This window comes from Azospirillum sp. B21 (assembly GCF_008364825.1).
Lineage (GTDB): Bacteria > Pseudomonadota > Alphaproteobacteria > Azospirillales > Azospirillaceae > Azospirillum.
The window spans coordinates 288,877-310,882 of the sequence record NZ_VTTO01000006.1 but is presented as its reverse complement, the minus strand read 5'-3'; the positions used below and the strand labels follow the sequence as shown (position 1 = coordinate 310,882).

Annotated in this window: 27 protein-coding genes; 22 read left to right on the top strand and 5 right to left on the bottom strand. The window is 66.8% G+C overall.

Annotated features, from left to right (window positions below; all coding sequences use genetic code 11):
• The 20 genes from gpW (at position 1) to FZ983_RS16935 (ending at position 18,126) form a co-directional block, all read left to right on the top strand.
• Complete coding sequence (gene gpW, locus FZ983_RS17020) at positions 1–222, top strand: gpW family head-tail joining protein (RefSeq protein WP_149224696.1); 222 nt, start codon at positions 1–3, stop codon at positions 220–222.
• Positions 222–1,778 (top strand): phage portal protein, encoded by a 1,557-nt coding sequence (locus FZ983_RS17015; protein WP_149224695.1) that lies wholly within the window; start codon positions 222–224, stop codon positions 1,776–1,778. Before gpW ends, FZ983_RS17015 begins: the two co-directional genes overlap by 1 nt.
• Positions 1,775–2,629, top strand: coding sequence for a S49 family peptidase (locus FZ983_RS17010; RefSeq protein ID WP_149224694.1), 855 nt, complete (start codon positions 1,775–1,777; stop codon positions 2,627–2,629). The genes FZ983_RS17015 and FZ983_RS17010 overlap by 4 nt, the downstream gene beginning before the upstream one ends.
• A 3-nt stretch (positions 2,630–2,632) precedes the next feature.
• On the top strand, positions 2,633–3,139 hold the full coding sequence (locus FZ983_RS17005; RefSeq protein ID WP_149224693.1) for a hypothetical protein: 507 nt from the start codon (positions 2,633–2,635) through the stop codon (positions 3,137–3,139).
• Positions 3,140–3,176: 37 nt separating this feature from the next.
• Complete coding sequence (locus FZ983_RS17000) at positions 3,177–3,539, top strand: head decoration protein (protein WP_149224692.1); 363 nt, start codon at positions 3,177–3,179, stop codon at positions 3,537–3,539.
• A 59-nt stretch (positions 3,540–3,598) separates the two neighbouring features.
• Positions 3,599–4,621, top strand: a complete 1,023-nt coding sequence (locus FZ983_RS16995; RefSeq protein ID WP_149224691.1) for a major capsid protein — start codon at positions 3,599–3,601, stop codon at positions 4,619–4,621.
• Positions 4,622–4,632: 11 nt separating this feature from the next.
• The gene (locus FZ983_RS34145; protein WP_188092369.1) at positions 4,633–4,800 is read left to right on the top strand and encodes a hypothetical protein; all 168 of its coding nucleotides are present in this window, start codon (positions 4,633–4,635) and stop codon (positions 4,798–4,800) included.
• A gap of 47 nt (positions 4,801–4,847) precedes the next feature.
• Positions 4,848–5,150: a hypothetical protein gene (locus FZ983_RS16990; protein WP_149224690.1), complete on the top strand. Its 303-nt coding sequence runs from the start codon at positions 4,848–4,850 to the stop codon at positions 5,148–5,150.
• Entirely contained in the window at positions 5,150–5,611 is a 462-nt protein-coding gene (locus tag FZ983_RS16985) for a hypothetical protein (RefSeq protein ID WP_149224689.1), read from the top strand. The genes FZ983_RS16990 and FZ983_RS16985 overlap by 1 nt, the downstream gene beginning before the upstream one ends.
• Positions 5,612–5,636: 25 nt before the next feature.
• Positions 5,637–5,831 carry a hypothetical protein gene (locus tag FZ983_RS16980; protein ID WP_149224688.1) on the top strand — a complete coding sequence of 65 codons (195 nt, stop codon included), beginning with the start codon at positions 5,637–5,639 and terminating at the stop codon, positions 5,829–5,831.
• 12 nt (positions 5,832–5,843) lie between these two features.
• On the top strand, positions 5,844–6,998 hold the full coding sequence (locus FZ983_RS16975; RefSeq protein ID WP_149224687.1) for a hypothetical protein: 1,155 nt from the start codon (positions 5,844–5,846) through the stop codon (positions 6,996–6,998).
• Positions 6,999–7,127: 129 nt separating this feature from the next.
• Entirely contained in the window at positions 7,128–7,904 is a 777-nt protein-coding gene (locus FZ983_RS16970) for a hypothetical protein (protein WP_149224686.1), read from the top strand.
• Between the two features lie 68 nt (positions 7,905–7,972).
• Positions 7,973–8,107, top strand: coding sequence for a hypothetical protein (locus FZ983_RS35075; protein ID WP_282187002.1), 135 nt, complete (start codon positions 7,973–7,975; stop codon positions 8,105–8,107).
• A gap of 4 nt (positions 8,108–8,111) precedes the next feature.
• Entirely contained in the window at positions 8,112–12,896 is a 4,785-nt protein-coding gene (locus tag FZ983_RS16965; protein ID WP_149224685.1) for a hypothetical protein, read from the top strand.
• Between the two features lie 3 nt (positions 12,897–12,899).
• On the top strand, positions 12,900–13,295 hold the full coding sequence (locus FZ983_RS16960) for a hypothetical protein (RefSeq protein ID WP_149224684.1): 396 nt from the start codon (positions 12,900–12,902) through the stop codon (positions 13,293–13,295).
• Between the two features lie 7 nt (positions 13,296–13,302).
• Positions 13,303–14,157: a hypothetical protein gene (locus tag FZ983_RS16955; RefSeq protein WP_149224683.1), complete on the top strand. Its 855-nt coding sequence runs from the start codon at positions 13,303–13,305 to the stop codon at positions 14,155–14,157.
• Between the two features lie 4 nt (positions 14,158–14,161).
• A complete protein-coding gene (locus FZ983_RS16950) occupies positions 14,162–15,706 on the top strand; it encodes a hypothetical protein (protein ID WP_149224682.1) in 1,545 nt (514 codons plus the stop codon).
• A gap of 1 nt (position 15,707) precedes the next feature.
• Entirely contained in the window at positions 15,708–16,475 is a 768-nt protein-coding gene (locus tag FZ983_RS16945) for a hypothetical protein (protein WP_149224681.1), read from the top strand.
• Positions 16,475–17,623 carry an SPRY domain-containing protein gene (locus FZ983_RS16940; RefSeq protein WP_149224680.1) on the top strand — a complete coding sequence of 383 codons (1,149 nt, stop codon included), beginning with the start codon at positions 16,475–16,477 and terminating at the stop codon, positions 17,621–17,623. The genes FZ983_RS16945 and FZ983_RS16940 overlap by 1 nt, the downstream gene beginning before the upstream one ends.
• 11 nt (positions 17,624–17,634) lie before the next feature.
• Complete coding sequence (locus FZ983_RS16935; RefSeq protein ID WP_149224679.1) at positions 17,635–18,126, top strand: DUF4376 domain-containing protein; 492 nt, start codon at positions 17,635–17,637, stop codon at positions 18,124–18,126.
• 55 nt (positions 18,127–18,181) lie between these two features.
• Here the strand turns inward: FZ983_RS16935 and FZ983_RS16930 are convergent, their stop codons facing one another.
• Positions 18,182–18,964, bottom strand: a complete 783-nt coding sequence (locus tag FZ983_RS16930) for a hypothetical protein (protein WP_149224678.1) — start codon at positions 18,962–18,964, stop codon at positions 18,182–18,184.
• Positions 18,965–19,110: 146 nt separating this feature from the next.
• Between FZ983_RS16930 and FZ983_RS16925 the strand changes: the two genes are divergently transcribed.
• Positions 19,111–19,671, top strand: coding sequence for a glycosyl hydrolase 108 family protein (locus tag FZ983_RS16925; protein WP_149224677.1), 561 nt, complete (start codon positions 19,111–19,113; stop codon positions 19,669–19,671).
• A 226-nt stretch (positions 19,672–19,897) separates the two neighbouring features.
• Entirely contained in the window at positions 19,898–20,059 is a 162-nt protein-coding gene (locus FZ983_RS34140; protein WP_188092368.1) for a hypothetical protein, read from the top strand.
• 609 nt (positions 20,060–20,668) lie between these two features.
• Here the strand turns inward: FZ983_RS34140 and FZ983_RS34135 are convergent.
• The 4 genes from FZ983_RS34135 to FZ983_RS16910 are packed head-to-tail and all read right to left on the bottom strand — an operon-like array spanning position 20,669 to position 21,652.
• Positions 20,669–20,815, bottom strand: coding sequence for a hypothetical protein (locus tag FZ983_RS34135; RefSeq protein WP_188092367.1), 147 nt, complete (start codon positions 20,813–20,815; stop codon positions 20,669–20,671).
• The gene (locus FZ983_RS16920) at positions 20,815–21,159 is read right to left on the bottom strand and encodes a hypothetical protein (RefSeq protein ID WP_149224676.1); all 345 of its coding nucleotides are present in this window, start codon (positions 21,157–21,159) and stop codon (positions 20,815–20,817) included. Before FZ983_RS16920 ends, FZ983_RS34135 begins: the two co-directional genes overlap by 1 nt.
• A complete protein-coding gene (locus FZ983_RS16915) occupies positions 21,156–21,392 on the bottom strand; it encodes a hypothetical protein (protein ID WP_149224675.1) in 237 nt (78 codons plus the stop codon). The genes FZ983_RS16920 and FZ983_RS16915 overlap by 4 nt, the downstream gene beginning before the upstream one ends.
• Complete coding sequence (locus tag FZ983_RS16910; protein WP_149224674.1) at positions 21,389–21,652, bottom strand: hypothetical protein; 264 nt, start codon at positions 21,650–21,652, stop codon at positions 21,389–21,391. The genes FZ983_RS16915 and FZ983_RS16910 overlap by 4 nt, the downstream gene beginning before the upstream one ends.
• Between the last annotated feature and the right edge of the window lie 354 nt (positions 21,653–22,006).

Here is a 22,006-nt window from a genome sequence, read left to right as displayed (position 1 = left end):
ATGGCAGACCTCGCCACGCTCCGGACTCGGCTCGCCGAGGCCGAGGACGCCCTGCATCGCCTGCACATGGGGGAGATGGAGGTGCGCGTCGCCTCCAGCGGCAAGGCCGTCGAGTACGGGCCGGCCGATGCCGCAAAGCTGGAGCGCTACATCGCCACGCTGCGCAGCGAGATCGACCGCCTCTCCGGCGCCCGTCGCGGCCCGATCCTGATGAGCTTCTGATGACCGGCTTCATCATCACCGACCGCTACGGCAACGAGGTGCCGCCGCCCCGCCGGGCTGCGGCCGACACCTCCTATGCCGGCGCCTCCATGACGGCGCGCGAGCTGGCGTCCTGGCAGGTGCTGCCGACGTCCGCCGACGCCGAACTTCTGCCCGAGCTTGGCACCCTGGTGGCGCGCTCGCGCGACCTGGCGCGGAACAACGGCATCGCCGCCGGCGGCATCCAGTCCATCCTCGACAACGTCGTCGGCACCGGGCTGCGCCTGTCGGCCACGCCCGATTACCGGGCGCTCGGCCGGGACAAGGCTTGGGCCGACGAGTGGAGCGAGGTGGTGGAGGCGAAGTGGCGCGCCTGGGCGGAGACCACCAACTGCGACGCCGCCCGCACGCTCAACTTCGCCGGCCTGACCATGCAGGTGTTCCGCGGTGGCCTGCTGAACGGCGAGGGGCTGGCGCTGCCGCTGTGGCTGCCGAGCCGGGAGCGGACCTATGCGACTTGCCTGCAGGTGGTGGAGGCCGACCGCCTCTCCAATCCGCTGGGCCAGCAGGACACCGCCACCCTGCGCGGCGGCATCGAGCTCGACCGCTACGGGGCGCCGCTCGCCTACCATGTGCGCAACAGCCATCCAGGCGACCTGCTGAGCTGGACGCCGGACCTCTACCAGTGGACGCGGGTTCCGGCCTTCACCTATTGGGGGCGGCGGCAGGTCATCCACATCCATGACCGCGAGCGAACTGGACAGAACCGCGGCAAGCCGCTGCTGAGCGCGGTGCTGCCGCAGTTCAAGATGCTGGACACCTACAGCGGCGCCGAGCTGAAGGCCGCCATCGTCAACGCGATGATCGCCGCCTTCGTGAAGAGCAGCATGCCGGCCGAGGCCATCGCCGGGCTGTTCGGTTCGCCGGACAAATACCTCGACGCCCGCGCCGGACACTCCGTGCGTCTCCAGGGTGGGGCCGTCCTGCCGCTGTTCCCGGGCGACGAGGTGCAGCCCTTCGCCCCGGCCCGGCCGGCGACCGCCTTTGATGCGTTCACCAAGTCGGTGCTGCGCCACATCGCCGCCGGCCTGAACATCCCCTACGAGCTGCTGCTGAAGGATTTCAGCCAGACCAACTACTCCAGCGCCCGGGCGGCGCTGCTGGAAGCATGGCGGTTCTTCAACGGCCGTCGACAGTGGCTGGCCACCTACTGGGCCTCTCCGGTCTACGAACTCTGGCTGGAGGAGGCGGTGAACCTCGGCGAGGTCGAGGCGCCGGATTTCTACCAGAACCGCTTCGCCTACAGCCGCTGCCGCTGGATCGGCGCCGGTAAGGGCTGGGTCGATCCGGTGAAGGAGGCTCAGGCGGCCGAACTGCGGATGAAGATCGGCGTCTCCACCCTGGAAGACGAGTGTGCCGAGCAGGGCAAGGACTGGCGCGAGGTGGCCGAGCAGCGCGCCAGCGAGGCGAAGTTCCTGCGACAGCATGGCCTGCCCCTGCCTTGGGAGCAGGCAGCGCAGATCGGACACAACGGCGGACCGCCGCTGGACGAAGAGCAAGCTGGAGACCAGTCATGATCCTGCTGCCGGAACCCGGCCCGACGCTGCTGGCACCGTCCTGGGTGCCTTGGTGCGCGTCCGCCGTCGGGCAGGACGCCCCACCGCCGAAGGGCGCCATCTACATCGATGACATCGGCAGCGCCGGCCGGCCCTACGACGTGGTGGAGGGCGTGGCGCTGATCGGCGTCACCGGCATGATCGTGCCGTCCTTCTGGTACATCGGCTCCAGCTATGTGACCGGCTGCAATTGCCTTCGCCTGCAGCTCGCCATTGCCTTCGAGGATCCGCAGGTCCACGCCATCGCCCTGGTGGTGAACAGCGGCGGCGGGTTGGTCTCCGGTGTCGCCGATCTAGCCGACTGGATTGTCGAGGCCAAGGCGGCGGCCGGCAAGCCGGTCGTGTCGATCCTCGCTGAGTTCGCCTACTCGGCCGCCTACTGGCTGGCGAGCGCCGCCGACAGCATCAGCGTGCCGCGCACCGGCGGCGTCGGCTCCATCGGCGTGATCATGGTGCATTGGGATCTCAGCGCCGCCCTCGCCGAAGCCGGCATCAAGGCGACGGTGATCAAGGCCGGCGCCCGCAAGGCGGACGGCAACGCCTATGAGCCGCTGCCCAACGATGTGCAGGAGCGCTGGACCGGCGAGTGCGAGGTCCTGCGCCGCCTCTTCGCCGGCTCCGTCGCCGCCAACCGCGCCGCTGCCGGCGCAACCCTTGACCTCGACGCCGTGCTGGCATCGGAGGCCCGCACCTGGGAAGGCCCGGCCGGCACGGCCGAGGCGGTCGCTCAGGGATTCGCCGACATCGTCCTGGCGCCGGACAAGGCGCTCCAGGCGCTGATCGATCACCTCAACGCCCAAAGGAGCGTGTGACCCATGAAGTTCAATTTCGCCCATCTCGGCTTTGGCCGTACCACGGCAGCGGTGCCGGCGGCTCCGGCAGCGACGCAGCCGCCGCAGGCCGCCGGAACCCAGCCCCCGGCCCAGGCTCCGGCCCCGGCGGCGCAGGGTGCCGCTCCGGCTCCGGCCGCAACCGGTGCCGAAACCCCGGCGCCCGCCGCCCCGGCCGCCTCGACCGATGCCGTGGCTCAGGCCCGGCAGGACGAGCGCACCCGCTGCGCTTCCATCTTCGCCGCGCCCGAGGCCGAAGGCCGCGTTCAGCTCGCCGCCCAGCTGGCCTTCACCACCGACCTGAGCGCCGAGCAGGCCGTCGGCATCCTGAAGGCCTCGCCGGCTGCGGCCGCGCCGGCCGCCACTCCGGCCAACCCTTTCGTCGCCGCAATGGGCTCCGTCCCCAACCCGCAGGTCGGCGCCGATGCCGAAGCGGGCACCGGTGACGACGCCCAGGCGCTGGTCGCTCAGATCCTGAAGGCCGGCGCGTAACGCCCGGCCTTCTCCCGCACAGCAGGAGACCGACCCCATGCCCATCTACCAGCCCGGTGTGACCACCGAGACCTACAGCCCCGACCAGCTGGTCGCCGGCGACTTCCCGCGCGCTACCCGCAGCGTGACGTTGATCACCGGGCAGAACCTCCCCCGCGGCGCCGTGCTTGGCAAGATCACCGCGTCCGGCAAGTACACGCTGAGCCTGTCGGCCTCGAGTGACGGCAGCCAGGCGCCCTCCGCCATCCTGGTGGACGCATGCGATGCCAGCGGCGGTGACCAGACCATCGGCATCTTCGAGACCGGCGAGTTCCTGGGTAGCGCGCTGACGCTGGGCACCGGGCACACGCTGGCGTCCGTCCGCGACGCCCTGCGCGACGTCAGCATCTTCATCCGCTGACCGCTTCCATCCGCTGATTCCCCTGGCGCTCCGCCGCCACGCTCATAGGAACGAGCCCCATGAACATCTACGATACCGCCGTCCTCAACGGCGTGGTGCAGAGCCTGAAGCGGCCCAAGGCCTTCCTGCTCGACACCATTTTCGGCACCGTGCAGACCGAGACGGCCGAGCAGATCGCCGTCGACATCGAGATCGGCAACCGCAAGGTCGCTCCCTTCGTCTCGCCGCTGGTGGCCGGCAAGGTCCAGTCGCAGGACGGCTACAGCACCCGCCTCTACAAGCCGGCCTGCATCAAGCCGAAAGCGGTGGTCGATCCCAACCGTTCGTTCAAGCGCCAGGCGGGCGAGCAGCTCACCGGCACGCTGAACCCGATGCAGCGCCTGATGGCGACGGTGCGCTCGATCCTGGAGGACCATGTCAGCCAGATCACCCGCCGCCTGGAGATCATGGCCGCCGAGGCCCTGCGCCTCGGTCAGGTGACCGTTACCGGTGAGGGCTTCCCCACCCAGGTGGTCAGCTTCGGTCGCGCCTCGGCGCTGTCCATCACCCTGACCGGCACCGACCGCTGGAGTGATGCCAGCAGCACGCCAATCGACGACCTGGAGGAGTGGGCGGAGCTGGTCCACAAGACCGAGGGCGCGGTCATCACCACCATCGTGATGGACCCCGATGCCTGGAAGGCGTTTCGCAACAACGGCCAGGTCGAGAAGCTGCTGGAAATCCGCCGCGCCGCAGGCACGCCGGTGGAGCTCGGCCCCTCCACCTATGTGGCGGGCGCCCAGTGGAAGGGTTCGATCGGCTCCTTCGACATCTGGGTCTACAGCGAATACTACGACCATCCCGATACCGGCGCCGTGACGCCGCTGCTGCCGAGCGGCACCGTCCTGGGATTCGGTCCCAACGTCGAGGGCGTGCGGGCCTTCGGCGCGATCCGCGACGAAGCCGCCGGCCTGCAGGCGATGGAGATCTTCTCCAAGAGTTGGGTGCAGGAGGACCCGAGCGCCCGCTTCGTCATGAGCCAGTCGGCGCCGCTGGTCTATCCGCGCCGCCCGAACGGCTCCTTCGCCGCCACCGTGCTGTAAGGGGACCCGCGATGAAGATCCGCACGCTCAACAGCGTCAAGTTTCAGGGCACGCTTCACCCGCCGGGTACCGAGCTGGACGTGCCCAACGATGTCGCCAAGCCGCTGCTGGAGGCCAAGAGCGCCGAAAAGGTGCTGGTGGAGCCGAAGGCGTCCGCCCCAGCCCCTGCCAAGGACTGACGCTCCGGGGCGGCCTTCCGGCCGCCCTGACTTTGGAGGGCCCGACCATGGCCGATCCGTTCCAGCGCATGCACGACAGCACTTTCCGCCGGCTGGGCGTGGATGCGGTCTATACCCCGCCCAGCGGCGCCCCCGTCAGCTGCCGGGCCATCTTCGTCCAGCCGGACGTCGACTGGCGCGGCAACGAAGCGGGCGTCATCACCCCGTCGCGTATCGCCGAGGTTCGGGTGGCGGAGGTGGCGGAGATGAAGGAGAAGGGCCGGCTGGCCATCGGCGGGCAGAGCTTCACGGTCCAGAAGGCCAGCCGGCCGGACGCCGACCGGCTGCTCTGGCGGCTGGAGCTGCGCTGATGCCGATCTCGATCCGCGAGCAAACACTCACCGCCTTCGAGGCGATGCTCCGCGTGGTGGTGGCGGAGAACGTTCCTGGCACCATCACCCTGCATCGCGCTCGCCGGCAGCCGGTGCCCGATGAGGAGCTGCCGGCGCTGGTGATGCACGTCGCTCCGGTCTCGTCAGACCAGGCATCGGCGGCGGTGGTACGCAACATCGAGCGCATCACCGTCACGGCTCTGGCGAGTGCCGACACCGACGAAGACCTCGACCGGGCGCTCGTCGATCTCTGGGCGGCGCTCCAGCGCGCAGTCGAGGCCGATCCAACCCTCGGCGGTATCGCTGTGGACATCAACCTGACCGACGCCGACCAGGGAGCGGCTGACGGTGAGGGGATCGGTGGCCGCGGCGACGTCTTCGCCGCCTATGCCGTCGAATATTGGACCAAGCCCGGCGACCCCTACGCCCTGGCGCCCTGACCCTTCTTTCATCCGGAGAGCATCCATGAACATCCCGGCCCATCGGGCGGCGGCGGTGGCGCCGACTCCCGCCCACAGCTTCGAGCTTCGCGACGGCGATCAGCTCATCAACCTGACCGAGGAGGAGCGCAAGGCAGCCGAAGCCGCCGCCTCTCCGGTGACCGTCACCAAGGGCCGCCGGCCCGCCAGCGAGGCGCCGACCGCGCCCGTGGCCGAGTAAGGAGTTTCCGCCATGGCCCTGCGCTCCCGCAATGCCGCCCTCCTGGCGAAGATCGAGACCACCGAAGGCGCGGACGCCTCCCCGGTTGCCGGCACCGACGCTGTGCTGGTCGAGAACCCGCAGATCAGCTTCAACCCGAACACCGTCCAGACCAACGAGGTGACCGGCAGCCTGGATGGCCGCGGCCCGATCACCGGCGGCATGACGGTGCAGCTGACTTTCGACGTCCTGCTGAAGGGCTCGGGCGTCGCCGGCACCGCCCCGGAATGGGGCAAGCTGCTGAAGGCCTGCGGCTGGGCGGAGACCGTCACCTCCACCGCCGTGCCCGTTGCGGCCGAGGCCGCCACCGCCGGTACCACCACCAGCCTGACGCTCGGCGCCGGCGCCAGTGGCACCGCCCAGGCCTACCGTGGCATGCCGCTGCTGTTGACCGGCAATCCGGCGGCTGGAGCAACGTCCTTCGTGGCGGACTACACGGCCGGCAAGGTGGCGACGTTGGCCGACCAGTTCGGCACGGCTCTGTCGACCGGCACCAGCTATCAGGTGCCGGTGAACGTGCTCTACAAACCGGCCTCGGTCTCCATCCCGTCCCTGACCTTCCACTTCTTCCAGGATGGCGTGAAGTACATCGTCGCCGGCTGCCGCGGCAACGCGACGCTGCGCCTGACCAGCGGCAACGTGGGCCGAATCAGCTTCACCTTCACTGGCATGTTCGTCAGCAAGACGGACGCGGCGGTGCCGGCCGGGCTGGTCTACGACGCCACCCGCCCGCCGGTGTGGAAGGGCGGCAAGGCGCTGGTGAACCGCGTGGTCTCGGCCATGGCGTCGCTGTCGGTCGAGTTCGGCAACCAGATGACGAACCCGGACAACCCAAACGCGGCCGAGGCCTTCGACTCCTCCATCATCACCGCCCGCAACATGACCGGCAGCTGCGACCCGCTGGAGACGCTGATCGCCACCCGCGACAGCATGGCGGCGCTGCGGGCCGGCACCCAGCAGATCATCCATGCAAGCTATGGTCAGGTGGCCGGCAACCGGGTTGGCCTGACCGTCCCCGCGGCCTTCTACACCAACCTGCAGCCGGGTGACCGAAACGGCCTGCTGACCAACACGCACCAGTTCGCCTGCACCGGTCAGGACGCCGGCGCCTTCATCTGCCTCCACTGATCCCGAGCCCCCGGCCGGCACCGGGCAAGCCTGTCGGCTTCGGCCGATGGGGCGCTTTCGTGCGCCCGCGCGGGCGGAGATGTCGGCTCCGCCCGCACCCCAACCCCTCACCGACAGAGGAACACCCCCATGCTCCCCATTTCCGCGAAGGACGTGGTCCGCTTCACCCCGCGCGTTGAATTGCTGGCTTGGCTGCAAGCTCGCCTCGACGAGGCCACCGACGTCGAACAGCACGAGGCGCTGGAGCGTCAAATCGGCAAGGTGCAGGACGAGATCGACGCGGCACCGCAGCCGGTCTATCTGCTGGCCGTCGCCAGCCACCTGCAGCGCGCCGCCTTCCGCCGTGATCTGCTGGCCACCGGCGCCACCTATGCCGGCGACGCCGCCCTCTACGCCGCGCTGCGCGAGGATCTGGAGGCGGTGGCCCCGGTCAACCTGCCGGAGCTGCTGGCCATCGTTGACGAGGTGGAGGCTGCCGGCAAGCCGGCGGATGCCGCCCCCGAGGTCCGCGACCGCTGGCCCGGCATCACCCGCGTTGCCCGGGCCCTGGGCGGCCGCTTTGCCGCCCTGGAGGGCGACCAGGAGTTCTATCTGTCGGTTGCGCCCATCGTGGCCTGTCGGCACTTCCTGCTCGGCTGGGAGAACGTCGACGCGCCTTTCACGCGCCGTGGCAATCTCACCACCGACGAGACGCTGGCCGCCCTGGAAGAGGGCGAGATGCAGGCGATCGGCTTCAAGGCGATGAACCTGATGCGCCCGACCAAGGCGTTGGAAAAAAACTCCGCATCGCCGTCGCGGTCAGCCTCCAGCCCGAGGCCTTCCCGGACGGCGACGAGCAAGCGCCTGACGGCTCAGCGTGGCTCCTCTACGGAGAACGCTTCGAGCGAAACCCCCGCCTCGGCCTGACCGACGGCGACCTTGAGATGGTGCGCTACTGGCGCGCCTATTGCCCCCACCCGGGGCGGATTGGTGGCATGGCCGCCGGCATTATCCCCGCCGCCGGCCACCTGCCGGAAGCCGGCGGCTACGGCGATCAGGCCGCCATTATGCTCGACGCCTTCGAGATCATGAGCGCGGCCGAGGCGGAACTCCTTCAGCAGGAACGGTGACAGCATGGCCGGACGGAATGTGACCGCCCGCTTCAGCGTGGAGGCGGATGTCGCGCAGGCGAAGCGCGACCTGGAGGGCATCACCCAGCAGGTCGACCAGCTCGGCAAGACGAAGGTCGACAATGTCCGGCATGAGTTGGAGCAGCTGACCGCAAGCACGGGCAAGCTGGCGGGCGGCTATACAGCGCTGTCCCAGGAGCAGCGGCAGGCCTACCAGCAGCGGGAGCAGGATGCTCAATCCGTCGAGCGCCTGCGCCGCAGCTACAAGACGTTGGAAGGGGCTCTGGAGGCGGTCGACGTGCAGGTCCAGCACGGCCACCGGTCGGCTCAGGAGGCCGTCCGTATCCAGGGCATGCTCGCCCAGGCTTATGGCCGCACCAGCGTGGTCTCCCAGCAGTCGGCCCAGGCGATAGCCGCAGGTATTGCGGCCACACGCGCCGCCGTTGTGGCGCAGGAAAGCGCCGCCGCCAGCACCAGGCGTCTGAACGGCGTCGTTCAGCAAGCAGGCTGGCAGGTCAGCGACTTCGCCAATCAGATGGCGAACGGCGGCAATGTCGCCACCGCGGCCGGCATGCAGCTCGGTCAGCTGCTGGGCTCGCTCGGTCCGCTCGGCGCGGCGCTAGGCGCGGTGGTGAATGTCGGTGGCGTGGCGGTCGGCATCATCCAGAAGCAGGCCGAGGCTGCGGCGGAGGCGGCCAAGGCCACCGATTTGTTGACGGCAGCCACGCGGGCCGGTTTGGAGATTACCGAAAGCGGGGTGGATAAGGCCCGGCGGCTTCGCGATGAGCGCAACGATCAGGCCGGCGCATCGTATCGCGCGGCGATTGCAGAGCGTGAGCTTGCCGACGCAATAGCTATCTCCGCCGCGCTTTCCGCGCGGGCGGCCATGGAGCAGACCAAGGCGTCGAATGAGCGGTACTTGGCGCAAGGACCTGGCCGCTTCCTTGGCCCCGCCGAACTGAGCCGGATTGAGTATGAGCAGAAGGTCTACGAAGGGACCACCAAGACGGCGACGGAAACGGCAAAGCGTCTGGATGAAGCCCAGCAGGCTTACGAGAAGTTCAGGTCCAGCCTGAACAAGACTGGCGGATTTTCTGGAGAAGAAATCGACAAGCTTAGAGAGCGAGTGGACGGCATTGTCTCATCTTACAACGATGCCACACTCCGCACAGTCACGCTGCGCCAGAAGCAGGAGGAGCTTGGCGATGCGGTGGCGGCCGGCATCCTCACCCAAACTCAAGCCGACGACATCCTGCAGAAATACACCAAGCACCTGGACGAGAACTCCAGAGCCGCGAAAGAGGCTGAAAAGTCAGCCAAGGCGCGGGAGAAGGCGGAGGAGAAGCTCGAAAAGCAGATCCTCGCTGCGGTGAAGGCAGCCGACGCGAAGGCTGTCGAGGAATACAACAAGGTCATGGGGGAGGGCAGGCGCGTCTACGAGAGCACGCGCACGCCCGCCGAGAAGTACGTTGATACCTTGGCCGACCTCCGCCGCCTTCTTTCCGCTGGGGCTATCGACCAGGACACATTCAATCGAGCAGCAAAGGCCGCTGACCCAGCATTCCAGGAAGCGACCAAGACGCTGGAGAAATACCAGCAGGACGTCGCCCGCGTCGCCACCGACATCGGCAAGGACATCTCGGAGAACCTGTGGGACCAGATCACCGGCGAGGCCAAGGCTGGTGACGCGCTGGACTTCTTCAAGAACTGGGCAAAGCGCCTGGCCGTGGAGATGCTGAACCAGAACATCATTTTGCCGATCACCATGCAGATTGTCGGCTCTATGCCGTCGCTCTTCGGTGTCCAGGCTCCGGCTGGTGCTGGCGGGATCGCTGGCGCTGCGCAGGGTTCGGGCGGGCTGCTGAGCAACGCCACCAACTTGGTCAGTCTCGGTCGGTCCGGTTGGCAGATGCTGAGCGGCGGATCGGGCTTGGCTGCGACGCAGGCGGCGGGTTCCTTCGCCACCAGCAGCTTGGGCGAAGCGCTTGGCCTGTCCACGTCGGCGGCTGGGGTGATCCCGGAAGCTGCCGCCACCGACCTGATGCTGACCAGCTCCGGCAATGCGCTGGTGGGCGCCGCCGGCACCATCGGTGCTGCCATGCCCTATGGGATTGCGGGCGGCTTCCTGGGCGGCTTGGCGGGCACGGCGATGAACAGCAAAGTCGGTGGCGCGCTGGTGGGCGCCGCTGCCGGTGCCGGTGCTGCCGGGCTGGGCGCCTCCATCTGGGGCATGGGCGCGGTGGGTGGGCCGTGGGGCATCGCCGCCGCTGCCGTCATCAGCGCAGTCATGGCCATGCTGGGCACGCAGAAGAAGACCGTCGGGCCGAACAGCTCGGGCAACCTGGTGCAGGATGGTGCCGGCGGCTTCAGGACCGACCAGGCGCTCGCTGACAATGGGGCTGATGCCGGCCAGATGCAGCAGGTGACCGATTCCATCGCCAAGGCGATGAACGCGGTCATCACCGGGATCGGCGGCAAGCTGACCGGCGGCGACGGTGCCAACACCGGCCTGATCCAGTATTTCCAAAAGGACAACAAGTGGTTCGTCACCCCGCAGGTTGGCGACAAGGCGGGGCAGAAGACCGAGTTCACCGACCAGAGCCAAGCCGTTCAGTTCTACATGCGGGAGTCCCTGAAGGGGCTGATCGGCAACGGCTCGCTGACCGGTGTGAACGACGACGTAAAGACGGTGCTGGCCAAGAGCAACGCCACCACGTCGGAAGCGCTGACCAAGCACCTTCAACTGGCCGCCACCTTCCAGGACTCGGTCGACGCGATGAACAACGCGATCGGCCTGGAGGATGCAGCCCGCAAGCAAGGCAAGACGGCGGCGGCCGAGCTGACCACGGCCATCAAGGACTTCCGCCAGACGGCAGCCGACGCCGGTCTGGACGCGACCAAAGCGGCCAATGCGACCCGCAACTGGATCGACACGCTGGTCTCCGGTGCTGATCCCAAGACCTACACAGTCTATGAGGCGCAGGCGGCGCAGTACCGGGCGCAGTGGTCCAGCATGGGCGATGTGCTTCAGGCCGTCGGCTACTCCGCGGCCGACGCGGCGAAGAAGATGGACGAGGGGTTGGGCAACGCCCTGAAGAAGCTCGCCAAGACGCTGAACACCAACCTCGACCAGCAGATCAATTCGGCGCTGGGGCGCGACTTCCTGAACCAGATCACCAAGGTGATGGAAGACGAACAGACCAACGCCCGCGATCTGGCCGCGGTGGGGGAGCCGATCACCAAGGCGCAGTCCCTGCGGGCGGCGCAGCTCGACAGCATCATGAAACAGCTGGACGCCACCCAGCTGGACGTCATCACCTCCACCTATGGGGCGAACAGCGACATCGGCAAGCTGGCCCAGTCCATCAAGGCGTTGGGCACCAATGCCTCGGAAAAGGCGAGCTTCCTGGCCGATGTGCAGAGCCGGCTCTATGGCGTGCTGGGCAACAGCCGGGGATCGGAGCTGATCGCGCTCGATGCGCAGCAGGCCAAGGCTCTGGCCGACGCGCGAGCTGCCGGCTACGACACGACGCAGCTCCAGCAGGTGCAGGCGGCCGAGCGGGCGGCCAAGGCGTTCCAGCTCGCACAGGCCGATGTGCTGGGCGCCTACGACCAGCAGATCACGGCGCAGCAGGACTACATCACCGGTCTGACCAACGGCGCGGTGAAGATCGCACAGAGCGCCCGCCAGTTCCGGAGCGCCTTCGACGCTCTGGCGCTGAACGACAACTCGCCGCTGAGCGACCTGGAGCGGCTGAAGGAGGCCCGCCGGCAGGCGGCGGTTGATTACGCGACCTACAAGGATACAACGAAAAGCGATGAGGAGCGGGATGCGGCCAAGCAGGACCTGCTGTCCATGGGGCCGAACCTGATCCAGCTCGCGCGGAGCTACTTCGGCCCGACCGACAGCACCGACTACAAATGGATTCGCTCCGTCTTTGCCGAGTTCGGCGACACCACCGCCTTGGGCGTGGATACGGCCGAAAGCACGCTGAAGACGGCGAACGACACGCTGAAGGAGCTTCAGAAGAGCCGGGCGGAGGCCGCCGCTCTGGGGCAGAAGCAATATGGTGCCCAGACCGACCTGAACAGCATCATGGAACGGTCCTATTTGGTCTACCAGGCGCAGCTGACGGCGCTTCAGAAGCTGACCGGCACCACCTCCACCACGGCGCCGACGACGACCGTCGATCGGACGGTGGAACAGAAGCGGGCGCGGCTGGAGGCCTTCAGCAACGCTGACATCGAGAGCAACTTCGGCGGCTTCAGCGACATCATCGCCGCCCGGTCGGCTGACCCAACCTTCAATCTTGCCCTGTGGTTCAAAACCTTCGGCATCAACGAAGTGCTGTCCGGCGCCCGGAGCATCCCCGGCTTCGCGACCGGCACACCGTCCGCCCCGCCTGGTCTGGCGTGGGTGGGCGAGGAAGGGCCGGAGCTGGTGCGGCTGGCCGGCGGGGAACGGATCTTCCCCCACGACGCCAGCATCGAGATGGCGCAGCGCTTCAACGCGGCGAACGACTGGCTGCCGGCTGGTGTCACCAGCCTTCGGCCGCGCCTTGCCGCGTCCGACGCGGGGGTGGGCGCCATGGTGTCGGAACTCCGCAAGTTCCGGGCGGAGGCGCGGCAGGACGCCCGCGCCATCGCCGACACCGTCATCGCCATGATGGAAAGGCAGATCACCGCCCTTCGCGAGGAGAACGCGGAGCTGCGCCGCCGCATCGACAAACAGTCTCAAGAAATCCGGCTCGGGCAGGCCGTGCCGCAGTATGCAACGAAAGGAAGATGACCCATGCCGATGTCGAATTACCTGCGCAACAAGGTGCTGGACCACGTCAATGGGAAGACGGCCTTCACCATGCCGACCACGGTCTATGTCGCGGCGCTGACTTCTGCATCGTCGGTGTCCGGTCCTGGCACGGAGGTGAGCGCGGCCGGCACCGGTTATGGCCGGCAGCCGATCACCGCCATCATGTCGGCCGGATCGTCGGGCACCACCTCCAACAGCGCCACCATTTCCTTCGGCCCGGCGACCGCCGCCTGGGGCACCCTCACCGACTTCGCCGTCTTCGACGCGGCGACGGCGGGCAACATGCTTTGGTTCGGCCCCCTCTCCGCCAGCAAGACCATCGCGTCGGCCGACTATTTCCAGTTCGCCGCCGGTCAGTTCCAGCTGTCGCTGAGCTGATCCGGCCATGCTGGGCTTTGGCCCCACCGCCGATACGCCGCTGGCGACAGCCGGGGGCGGCAACACCTATTCGGTGTCGGCGACTGGCTCGGCAACGTCATCGGCAGTGGCTGCGGCGGGCCTTGTCGCGTCCACCTCCGGAGGGACGGCAGGGGCCGGCACAGCATCAGCAGTCGCCGTGCGGGCCGCTGGCGGGGCCGGTGCCACCGCCAGCACCGGGGCCGCCGTCGGGGCCGGCCGGCTCTATGCCTCCACCAGCGCCACCGCCGCGGCCGCCACCGTCGGAGCTGCGGCGCCGCGCCTGATCGGCCAGCCTGCGGCAACGGCATCGGCGGCATCCGCCATCACCGCCGCTCCGGCTCTTGTGGCCGCGGCGGCCGGCGGCGCCAGCGGTGCCTTGTCCAGCTCGGCAACGGCCAGCCGTGTGCATCCTGCTGCTGGTGCAGCTGCATCGTCTGGTGTCGCGGCGGCAGCGTCGGGCTTGGTCGCCGCCGGCATGGGTGGTGCCAGCGGGGCCGGCACAGGTCTGGCACGGCCTGCGCTGCTGGCCCGCGGATCGGCTGCCGCCAGTGCCTCCGGGACAGCGGCCGGCGCCGCTGCAAAACGCGCGGCCGGAGTGGCGACCACTGCCGGAATTTCGTCCGTCTCGGCCGGCGCGACCGCCCTTCGCAGCGGTTTCGGGGCGGCGGCGGCGGTCTCCGCTGCATCTGCCACGCCGCGCCAAGTCCACTCGGCGTCGGCATCGGCCGGAGCGGCATCGGTCGCTTACGGCTTTGGCGAGCTGCCGATCGAGCGGCTGACCGCCGGCCGGTCTCGGCTGGTCTACACCATCGAAATGACCATGCGTCAGATCCCGAGGTAGCTCCATGCTTGGTCATTCCGTCAGCGAGGCGCCTCTGGCCACCACGGCCGAGGCGCCAGCGTCATCGGCTGTCCTGTCGCTCTATGCCGCGACGGAGGATTTCGAGACCGGCTTCGGCGAAAAGCCGGAGAACGTGATCATGCCGGGCACCTTGCTGTCCCCCCTGCGGGTGGAGCGGTCGCTGCTGTCCGGCCTGCTGGGCGGCACCGTCGCCGTCTCCTACGGCGAGGCCGAGCTGGTCAACGTCGATCGCACCTATGACGACCTGGTGCACGACTTCGACGTGGCCGGCCGGCCCGTCACCATCCGCGTTGGCGCGGCCGGCGGGCGCTTCAGCGACTTCGTGACGCTGTTCGATGGCACCGCCTCCGGCTGGTACGCGACCGACGAGCGCCTGATCGTCCAGCTGCGCGGTTGGGAGTTCCTGCTGGAGGTGGCTTTCGAGGACCGGACCTTCTCCGGCGCCGGTGGGCTGGACGGCACCAGCGACTTGGAGGGCAAGCGGCTGCCGGTGGCGCTGGGCTGGGCGAACAACGTCACGCCGGCCTTCGTCATCCCGGCCGAGCTGCTGTTCATGGTCCATGGAGGCCGGGTCAGCGACATCCCCGCCGTCTATGTGCGGGGGGCCGCCCTGACCAAGGGGCCGGATTATCCCACCGCTGCCGCCCTGCGCGCCGCGACCGTGCCAGCCAACAGCTTCATCACCTGTGCGGCTGAAGGCCTGTTCCGGGTGGAGTACCTGAACGACTCCGAAAAGGGCGCGGTCACCTGCGATGTGAAGGGCGCGGTGGTCGGTGGTGTCTTCCTTCAGACCACGGCGCAGATCATCGGGCATGTGCTGCTGGGCCGGGCAGAGGTGCCGGCGGAGCGTGTCGCCGATCTGTCGACCGCCCCGTGGCAGTTCCATCGGCCGGTCGGCTTCTATGCCGGCCCGGATGATTCCTCCACCTGTGCCGACATGGTGGCGCTGCTGCTGCGCGGCTGCGTCGGCTGGGGCGGCTTCAGCCGGCGCGGCGTGTTCTCTCTCGGCTCCTTCCGCCTGCCCAGCGGGCCGGTGGTGGCCGCCTACGATGAGGCGGACATCGTCACCGCCACCGCCCTGGAGCTGCCCAGCGAGGTGACGCCACCGCCGTGGCGCTGGAGGGTGGGCTATGACCGGAATTGGACGCCGCAGGCCTCCGACATCGCAGGCGTGGTGACGGAGGATCGCAAGAAGTGGCTGAAGGAAGAGCGGCGGCTCGCGGAATACACCAACGACACCACCAAGGCCTTCTATCAGAAGCCCAGCGACCCCGCGCCGATCGACGGCTACTTCCGCGATCGGGATGACGCCCGGCAGTTGGCGGAGGAGCTGGAGGCGATGTGGCAGACCCCGCGCGGCTTCTACCGCCTGACGCTCGGCACGCAGGCCTTTGCCCGCGACCTGGGCGAGGTGGTGACCATCGACTACCCCCGCTGGCGCCTGAAGGGCGGGGCCTTGGCTGTCATCGCCGCCCTGTCCGAAGACGCCGAAGACGCCCGATCCGAAATCACCGTGCTGGTGGCCTGACATGAACACCGTCTTCAAGATCGGCTACATCAACCACGCCGACACCGCCGTGCTTTCCGCAAACGCACAGGTCGGCACCAAGCCCGTGACCCTGTTGACCGATCCGCACCCGGCCCGCCGCTGGTCAGCCGGGCTGACGACGTCGGCCTGGATCAACATGGCCTGGACGGAGCCGCGGACCATCGACTGTGTCGCCCTGATGGGCAGCAGCCATTCCGCTGCCGGCCTGTGCCGGGTGACGGCATCGGACACCTCCGGCGCCACGGACCTGTACGACAGCGGCGATGTGCCGGCGCGGGTGGACCCACGCTTCGGCTATCTGATCCATATCCTGCCGGCGCCCGTCACCACTCGGTCCTTGCGCCTCTCCCTGTCGGACCCGACGGTGCCGGAGCTGCGGGGCGGCCGGCTGTTCGCTGGACCCCTATGGACGCCGGAGCGCTCGCCATCCTTCGGCTATGACTTCGGCCGGGCGCCGCTGAGCACGCAGACCATCGGCCGTGCCGGCCAGACTTTCGTCGATCGCCGCGGCAATCCGCGGGCAACCTCCTTCACCTTGGGCCTGGTGACGCTCGAAGAAGAGCGCACGCATCTGCGTGAGATACAGCGCCTGTGCGCCACCAGCGATGACATCCTGGTCATTTTCGACGCCAGCGATCCGAACCCCGGCGACGTGTCGATCTGGGGCATTGCCAAGGACCTTCAGCGTCCCCGGCGCGACCTTGCCCGCTACCACTCCAACACCTTCGCCATCACGGAGAGACTCTAATGCCCCTCGTCAAAGACAGGGTCAAACAGACCACCACGACCACGGGCACCGGCTCCGTGGCCCTGTCCGGCACGGTGTCCGGCTTCCAGACCTTCGCCCAAGCCTTCAGCTCCGGATCGGTGGTCTATTACTGCATCGCCGACGGCACGAATTGGGAAGTCGGCACCGGCACCTATACGGCCGGCTCCCCCGGCTCGCTGTCGCGCGACACCATCCTGGCGTCCAGCAACAGCGGCGCGGCTGTCTCTTGGGGTGTCGGCACCAAGGATGTCTTCGTGACGCTGCCGGCGGCAGCGGTGGGGCTGGTTTCGTTCCCGGCCGTGACGACGAAGACGGCGAGTGCCACCATCGCGCTGTCGGAAGTTGGAAAGCTGATCCCATGCTCTGGCGCGATCACGCTGACCCTGCCGACCGCTGCGGCGGCCGGCAATGGCACTCCCATCGTTCTGAAGAACGTCGGCACCATCGTTGTTGCGATCGGTGCGGCCGGTTCCGATACGGTCGATGGTGCGGTCGGTGCATTGCTGGCTGTGGGTCAATCGGTCATCCTCATCAGCGATGGCGTGTCACGCTGGCATTCGGTCGGAGCGCCGAGCGGTTTTTCCTTTGCCGGGGGTTGGTCTCCAACGGCCAAGAGCACGACGGCGGCTTTGACCAACAGCAATCTGACCGTCAGCTTTTCGACATCCAACCAGTGGCGGGGCATTCGCACGGCGAATTCTATCCCGTCCGGGAGATACTATTGGGAAATGCTGTGTGTCGGCGGGTCCGGCGGAGACATGTGTGTCGGCATTCTCGATACCAATTTTGGGAATTTCGAGACGCAGCCCAACAGCCCCGCCTTCTATCGCAGCAGCGGCGAGAAGCAAAAGGACGGCTCCGGCTTGGTCGGTTACGGCTCGTCTTGGACAGCCGGCGACCGGATCGGCATCGGGTTCGACACAGCGCCCGGAAGCATCTGGTTCCGGAAGAATGGCGTTTGGCAAGCCAGCGGCGATCCGGCAACCGGAGCAAACCCTGCCTTTACCGGCATCGGCGGCACGCTCTTCCCGGCCTGCGGCACCTTCAACAGCGCATCCTTCACCGCCTGCTTCCGTGCCGCCGATCTTGTTGGTTCTGTCCCGACCGGTTTCAGCGTCCTGCCGTAACGAGGTGACCCATGGAAATCTTCGAAACCGTCCCGCCGTTCAATGCGCGCACTCACCGGCAGGCCGCCACCTACGCCGACACACTGGAGCTGGACCATCAGCGCATCCGGCGCGTCTGGGGCGTGGAACCGATCCCGCTGGACGAGGTGAAGGACGCCCGAAAGGCTGCTGCGACCGACCTTCGATGGCAGAAGGAGACCGGCGGCATCGTCATCGGCGGCGTCCCGGTGGCGACTGATGACCGCTCCAAGACGCTGATCCTGGGCAAGCGGGCGCAGGCGCAGAGCAATCCGGCGGCATCCTTCCGGTGGAAGGCGGCCAGCGGCGAATGGGTGGACCTGACTGGCGCCCAAATCATCGCCATTGCCGACGCCGTCGCCGATCACGTCCAGGCCTGCTTCGACCGGGAAGGCGAGCTGCACGACCTGATCGACGCAGCGGGACCGGACGCTGCTGATGTGCTGGCCGTGGACATATCGGCGGGATGGCCGGGAGAGCACTAAAACGCTCAGCCCGGCCACTCCTTAGCTTCATTGCGCAGGGGGACGAGCAGGAACGTCAAAGACGCCTTCCGATCATGTATATCTCATCCTGGCGTCCAGAGGTCTGTACCGTCCTCCAGAATACCGGGTCGAAAAGGCTCCTTAGCTTGCTTGTCAGATACTTGCCGTCTACCTTCAAAGGATGGCCGATATCGAAGATGCGGGAGGCCGCTTCGGCGACTTCGTCGTGTTTGTAGAGTTTGTCGTGGAATACAAAAAACGTGCCCTGAGCCATCGTGCTGATTACTTCAAAAATTCTCTCGGCGTCGATGCAATGTTCAATGACGTTGATCATCACGACCAATGGGAAGCGGGAAAGTGACTGCACGTCTTCAATAGGGACGCCATAGCGGTTAGCAACCGGAATTTCCTTCCCGCTGGCAGTTACGAGCTTTCCTGTCTTATACCGACAATGTTCATGAGAGACGTAGTCGTTCACCAGGGGGTCAAGCAAATGACATTCTCCAATGGATAGAATGTCTCCCATAGTGGCCAAGTTAGTAAATGGGCCGCATCCTAGCTCAATAGCTGACTGAAAGTGATACTTCCGCAACTCACTATAGCCATCGAACATATGTGAGTGTGTCTCGTTGCGGTCAGTTTTGGCTTTCGTCCAAAGTGTCAGCCAACCATTTCTCTCGGCAGCGCTTGCTTGCTCCCATCGCTCTCTGGAAACTCTGATCACACCGCTGTCGTCTGAAAGAAAGTGCGCGTCATTGCGTGCCTTTACGAGTTCTTCGGCCTCCGGCCCGCTGACCGGCGACCAATTCTCATCCGCGTAGAAGTATCCCGATCTCATTTGGCTGTCCCCCAAGAAACGTAAGCGCTGGTTGTATACGCCGGTTTCCGATTGGCGGGGAGCGATATCGCTCTTCCGCGACAACACTCCAACCCCGACCGATCCGACGCCCGCGAGGCGCCTTTTTCATGCCTGGAGCTTGAACCATGGTGACGGCAACGACCGACAGCATCATCGACACCATCCTCCGCCGTGAGGGCTGGCCGCGCTACACCGACCGGCCGTCCGACCGCGGCGGCCCGACCAAAGGCGGCATCACCCTGGCGACGCTGGCGAGCTGGCGGAAGCGCCCCGTCACCGCAGCCGACGTCGCCGCCCTGGACGAAGCCGAGGTGCGGGCAATCTACCGCGCCCGCTACATCGAGGAGCCGGGCTTCGCCGGCATCGCCGACGACGCGCTGCGCTCCCTGGTCATCGACTCGGGCGTCAACCACGGCCCCGCCCGCGCCGGGACATGGCTGCAGGAGGCGGTCAACGACCTCGCGGGCCGGCCGGTGCTGAAGGTCGACGGCGCCGTCGGGCCCAAGACCCTGGCTGCGGTCAACGGCGCCGACGCGGACGGTCTGTGGCGATCGGTCTTCGCCCAGCGGATGCGGTTCTACGGCCAGATCATCACCGGGGACGCCCGGAAGCGCGGCCGGAAGGAAGACGACGCGCTGAACGCCGCAGGCTGGCTCAACCGGCTAGCCGAGTTCATGGACTCCTGAACGCGACAAAGTGATCGCGCATCCATACTTTTCAGACACTGAATACATCAGGAAATAACTATCCTTGAGAACGCCTCGCGAATATTGAGAGCGCAACTGCGGAACAACCTCGCTTATCACGCGCATACTGCAGTAGGCAGATGAACGTTATGAGAACTCCAAACCAACCCAAGCCGCCCGGCATCCCGCCCGGCGGCTTTTTGCTGCCCGAGGAGGGGCAAAACACATGGACCTGAACACTGCTCTCAAGGGCGGCCACTTGGCCGGCAAGCGCAAGCTGGTGATGAGCATCGTCGCCGTCGTCACCATCGTGGGCGCTTACCTCGTGGGGGATGCCTCGCTGATCGACGCGGCGCAACAGCTGGTGCCGGTACTGCTGGGGATGTGAGGCGCCGCGGTTGTGTTACGTGCAAATGTATGAAAGAAATGCAACCACCTGTTCGGGCCATGCACCTGGGCCAACCGGAGCACCGCGGGGTGTCAGCGCCACACCGGTTGGGTAACTGTCGCCCTCTGATACCGCCCGCGGACCGTGGGAATGGGGCCACCAGTGCTTTGAATGGGGATCGCTGTGGCGATGGAGCGATCCGGACGCCCCGCCGCGGCAGCTTCAGAATTAGTGAAGAGTAAGTGGGAAGTCGCCCAGCACCATAGCCATGAGCCGGCGCTCCACCCGGATCAGATATTCACGCGCCTTGAGATCTCCGCACTCTCTGCTGTGCCGGCGGACGGTATGCACAGCGCAAACAGCGGCAACGGCAACGGTCGGACGCAACATGGATGCCTCCATCGAAAGTATGAGACGAAACTAGGCCAGATAGCATAGATGAAGCGACTCCTTTTTGGGTTCTTGGTGGCGATGTCACAACCAAAAATGCATACTGGTTTATGCGGCACGCCTATTGTTGCAGCCCTGTAACGCAAGCGGTTGCAGTCAGAATAGGTCAGCACCTGAGCCAGCCTTCTCCACCCCACTTTCTCCCCGCATGCCAGCCCACTACTGCTTTCCGCGCTCGTGATGCCGGCCGCACCACCAGCGGACTTCAGTGGTGGAGAAGCCGAATCCGAAGCTCCCGAACAGACCGCAGACCTGATAGATGTGGTGCGTCAGGCCCGGGCCTGGGGCGTTGTTGTGGTCAAGCATCAGTCTCCTCTATCTCTCAGCGCCATTTCCGCCTGCAAGATGAAGTCCCGCTGCCGCGCGATCTCGGCCAGCAGCCACAGCGTATAATCGCGATGCTCGGGCTTCGGCGGTTCCGCCGGCTGCACATGACAGCCCCGCCGACCGCAAGCCGAACAGCGGGCTTTGCGGGCGAGGTCGACAAATGGTGTGGATGTGCCGACCTTGCCGATCAGCTTCTCGATGTGGACCCGCACCATGTGAGGGCAGGCGAGGCACCAGAACTCGACGTAGAGGCAGCCGGACTGCCGCCAGTCCTCCATGCTCCGCTGGCGGTAGCCGAAGGCGACGGTCGGCCCATCTGTCACAGCTGGATGGCTCCGAGGTCCACCTCGCTGCCGGGTCCAGGCCGGGCAGATTCGAAAGCGTCGCGCTCCTCGTCCTCAGGCTCCCGCACAACCAGTGCATCCCGTTCCGGTGCGTGCGGACTGCCGAGCAGCAGCATAGCAGCTATCGTCCGCGCTTGGCCGGCATCCCACGCCGAGGCGACGACTCGGCGTCGCGCGTTCTCCACCACGAAGAGGCTACGGGCGAAGGTCATGGCACCTCCGACAGTTTGGTCATCCTGCCGTGGTCGGGCGCTCCCGGCCCGAAGGTGATCTGGTAGCCGGAGCGGCGCAACTGGGCCACCCAGTCGCGGGCGATGATCTCGCGCATGGTCGCGTCGGCCCGGCGGATGGTGAGGTTGCCGCTGTGCTTCGCCAGCACCACGGAGGCGGCAAGGATCAGATGGTCGTCCGGTACCGGCTGGCCCTCCTTCGACCAGATGGAGGGTGGCTTCGCTTGAGGTTCGTCGCGCACTTCGTTCTCCATGCGTTCGCATGGGACAGAATGCCCGGCGGAGGAATGCTGTCAAGGTGCCGTGAACATCATGAGAACGTTACGGTCGGTGAACTGTGCCGACTCACGTGCCTTCGCGAACCGCTTCCGTTCTCGCGCATTGCGCGCGCTGCGTCTGCTGAAAGCCTTGGAAACTCAGCGTTTCCGCGCTATTTGAAAGGGAGCGGCGGCGGCCGGTTTGGGTTTGCTAAACCGTCATAGGGTTTAAAGCCCTATCGTGGGTTCGAATCCCATCCCCTCCGCCATCAGTTTTCGCTAGAGCATTGATTTTGCAGTAAAATCCGCTCTAGCCTCTAACTCTCCCCCACAGAATAC